The organism is Tildeniella sp. (assembly GCF_059505325.1).
This window is the reverse complement of the sequence record NZ_JCACKI010000048.1, coordinates 1-3,322: the sequence shown is the minus strand read 5'-3', so window position 1 is coordinate 3,322 and position 3,322 is coordinate 1. Positions and strand designations below refer to the sequence as shown.

The following is a 3,322-nucleotide window of genomic DNA, read 5'->3' as shown; positions in this document are numbered from 1 at the left end:
GCTATCAGCTATCAGCTATCAGCTATCAGCTATCAGCTTTTCGCTGACGGCTGACAGCTGACGGCTTTTCGCTCATACATCAATGCACCATTGCCGGACGCTACCGCCATTCCCGGTCTTCCAGTTCTTTCTGAGGCAGCAGTAGAGTGGTTTCAATTTCCTGTCTGATGGTTGCTGTGATTTCGCAATTGCTATGCAAGCAATCGAGCAAGAGTTGATTGGCATCGTAGTAGCGTTGCAGCATCTGCTTTTGCTCAGGCGTAAACTGCCAGGAGTGGTTGACATTGCGATACTGCACGATCGTTGTTCTCAATTGTGCAATCCATTGGGTGTAGTGTGCTTGCCACCAGGCTTGAAACTTTTTCTGGTTGCGCTTTGGGTTAGGGAACTGATCGCTCAGTTGTTGCAGCGATTTGTGAAAGCCAGCATCCAGGGCAATGACGAGAGTTTGGCTCAACGCTTCGCTACAGGCGTGGGCATGGGCAAAGTCCTGGCTTTGGTCGATCGCGCACTCCAATAAAAGATGATCCAGCGCTGCATCCAGAAGCATCCCCTGATCAAGAGTAGCGGCGAGGGCAAAATGAGAGGCAACGTGCGGAGTCTGGGCAAGTGCCATATAAAATGCCCGTCCTGTCGCCACCAAAGGTGGCGACAGGACGGTTTGCGATTTTTGGCTTGCCCAGGTCAAAAACTCTTGCAGGTATGGATCTTGCGCAACGAGTGCATCGATTTGTTGTTTCATCAACTGCACCAGGGAGTCGGCGCTCTGAAGCATGGCAGCCGTTAGCAAGAAGATTTCGCGCCAGTGCGGATCGGTGATGTGGCTGACCAATCCACCCAATGCCTGCTCTAGTGCCTGAAGGTTGTGACTGGCAACAATTTTGCGCGCCGTAAAGTATTCCTGAAATACCAGATAAGAGAAGGAAAATACGCCTCGCGCTCGTTCGATCAGCAACCCATGTTGCGCTTCGATCGCCTTCAGTGCTGCTTCGCTTTCAAGCTGAAGTTCTTCTGGCTCGATCGGAAGCTTGGTCAAACTTTGAATATAGTCTCCAATGTATTGTTCAATCAGGCGTTGCTCAAAGAAGTATTGCCCTTGTTCAAACGTTGCCGCTGCAATCTGGCTCAACAGCTTCAGCTTTTGGGGCAACAAAAACCCTTGATACATTGCATCGCGCTCAATGCCTCTCGCTTCATCCCATTTGCCCAACAGTAGATCTAGCCCCTGCTTGTAAAACTCCGATCGCTTCGCTGGAAACTTGTCTTGACCGTAAAAGACCCAGCAAGCGAGATGGAGGAAAAGGGGTGTGACGATAAGTTGACGAAATTGCCAATTCTCTGGCAAGTCTAGCTTCTGCATAAACTGCGTAGACTGATCTTGCCCTGCTTGTGAAGTCGTTTTGGTGAACGCCACAAACCATTTTTCCGCGAAGGTCGTAATTTGATCCTGAGTAAAGGGTGCAATCTCAACATTGGTAAAGCCACGCAGCGTGAGCTTTTGAGACGCAGTGCGACAGGTCGCCACAAACCGATTTTTGTGGTACTTGTCCGTAAAGCGGCGGATTTCTTTTAAGACCGCTGCACTCTCTCGCTGCATCACTTCATCCATGCCGTCGAGCAACAGCAGCACTCTGCCTGCATGAAGCAAGGTTTCTAGCACAGACGGGTCGGCAATATCAGACGCAAGCCATTCTTGCTGGATATAGCTCAAAAGGCTAAACTCCCGACTATCCCCAGATTCTTCCGCAAAGTGTCGCAGCGTGATGAAGATGGGCACCTGGTTTGCCGCAAACTTACCCCGGTTACACTGGATGGCGAGAGCTTGCAAAAAGGTGGTTTTGCCGCTTCCCGGTTTGCCCAGTACCCGCAGTTTCGTGTACGTTTCGACTGCCTGTGTACCGGGAATTTGTTTCTGCTCGATCGCCCCTAAACCAAAGCGGTCAAAGTCATCAGGTCCTAAGGCTTGCAAGTCTTCGATCGCTACTGACTGCTGGCTGGCAATCTCCTGCAAAACATTGACATCAATATAAATGTCATCAATGCCAACGGGACGGCTGATATCCAGCAATTGCAAAATGCCGCACTGATCCTGGATTTTCTCCTGGCGCTGCGATCGCACATGTTTGACAAGTGCATCGATATCTGGAGCATCAGCCCGCACAATGCCCGCAATGTCAGGAAAGTCTGCGGGTGGATCGACCGCGATCAACCGCCAATCTAGTTCTAAGACGGAACAAATTTCGAGAAAAACCTGGCGATCGACGGGTTGCCCTGTAAAGAACCGCCAAACGGGCTGACGCGTCTTGAGGTTCACCTCACCCGCCAGATTTTCTTGCGTCCAGCCTTTGAGGGCGAACGCTTTTTTAGCCTGTTGAATACCAGATAGCGATACCTGGAGCGATCGCTTGACCATACAGTAAGCACTTTTTAATAAACGAATTTATTAAATTTTTGTTAATGGTTTCATACTAGGCGTTTTGTACGGTGTTGAACATATGCCTGACTGAAGATATACAAAAGCCGAGCGATCGACGCTGCTTTCTACCCAAATGAAACGAATTCAAACAGTTGATGCAGCAAACGTTTCGGCTAAACCAGGAGAGTTTAGTCCGTGGCACCGTCACGCAGATAAACCTCTAGCCCTGAAGCGCCTCTCTAGCACCGTCTGACTGAAAGATTAAGCTACTGGCGGCAATAATATAAATTTTTGTAACAAACTCAATCACTAGAGCGCATTTTATACGCCACGTATCAGCTATCAGCGGTTAGCTATCAGCGGTCAGCTATTAGCGGTTAGCGGTCAGCGATCAGCTATCAGCGGTCAGCGTTTCTTTAGTTAGTGTCTGGCGGCTAGGCGCTACTCGGCGCTTGTGGATTCGGCGATCGCTTCTTGCAAAAAGATTCTAGCGAGGCGATCGTACATGCCTGCACCAATGTATTGCGGATATTTGTGCGATCGACTGTACACCCACACCAGCTCATCGAACAGAAAAATGCGAATGTCTTCTGTCAGGCTTTTGCACTCAGGAATCAACCCTTTCGCAGTGTTGAGGGCATCTGTCCAGCGATCGAAGGTTTGCGAGAATCGTGGTGTGACAACTTTGAACATAGAGTCATTCTAGATCACGGGTGAATCAGCTATCAGCTATCAGCTTTCAGCTATCAGCTATCAGCTTTCAGCTATCAGCTTTCAATTCTACGCTGAGTCTCTTAGCTGACCGCTGACCGCTGACCGCTGACGGCTGACGGCTGACCGCTAATTCTTCAAGCTGACCGCTGACCGCTGACCGCTGACGGCTGACGGCTGACCGCTAATTCTTCA

General features: G+C 49.8%; 2 protein-coding genes. Both read right to left on the bottom strand.

Annotated elements, in window-relative coordinates:
• Positions 1 to 100: 100 nt before the first annotated feature.
• Entirely contained in the window at positions 101 to 2,413 is a 2,313-nt protein-coding gene (locus tag AC5JO6_RS16325; RefSeq protein ID WP_496082124.1) for an NACHT domain-containing protein, read from the bottom strand.
• 444 nt (positions 2,414 to 2,857) lie between these two features.
• On the bottom strand, positions 2,858 to 3,109 hold the full coding sequence (locus AC5JO6_RS16320; protein ID WP_496082123.1) for a hypothetical protein: 252 nt from the start codon (positions 3,107 to 3,109) through the stop codon (positions 2,858 to 2,860).
• Positions 3,110 to 3,322 lie beyond the last annotated feature (213 nt).

Bases quoted from the DNA above. Each gene is read 5' to 3' on its own strand.
- AC5JO6_RS16325 (WP_496082124.1), bottom strand. From the start codon at position 2,413: ATGGTCAAGCGATCGCTCCAGGTATCGCTATCTGGTATTCAACAGGCT.
- AC5JO6_RS16320 (WP_496082123.1), bottom strand. From the start codon at position 3,109: ATGTTCAAAGTTGTCACACCACGATTCTCGCAAACCTTCGATCGCTGG.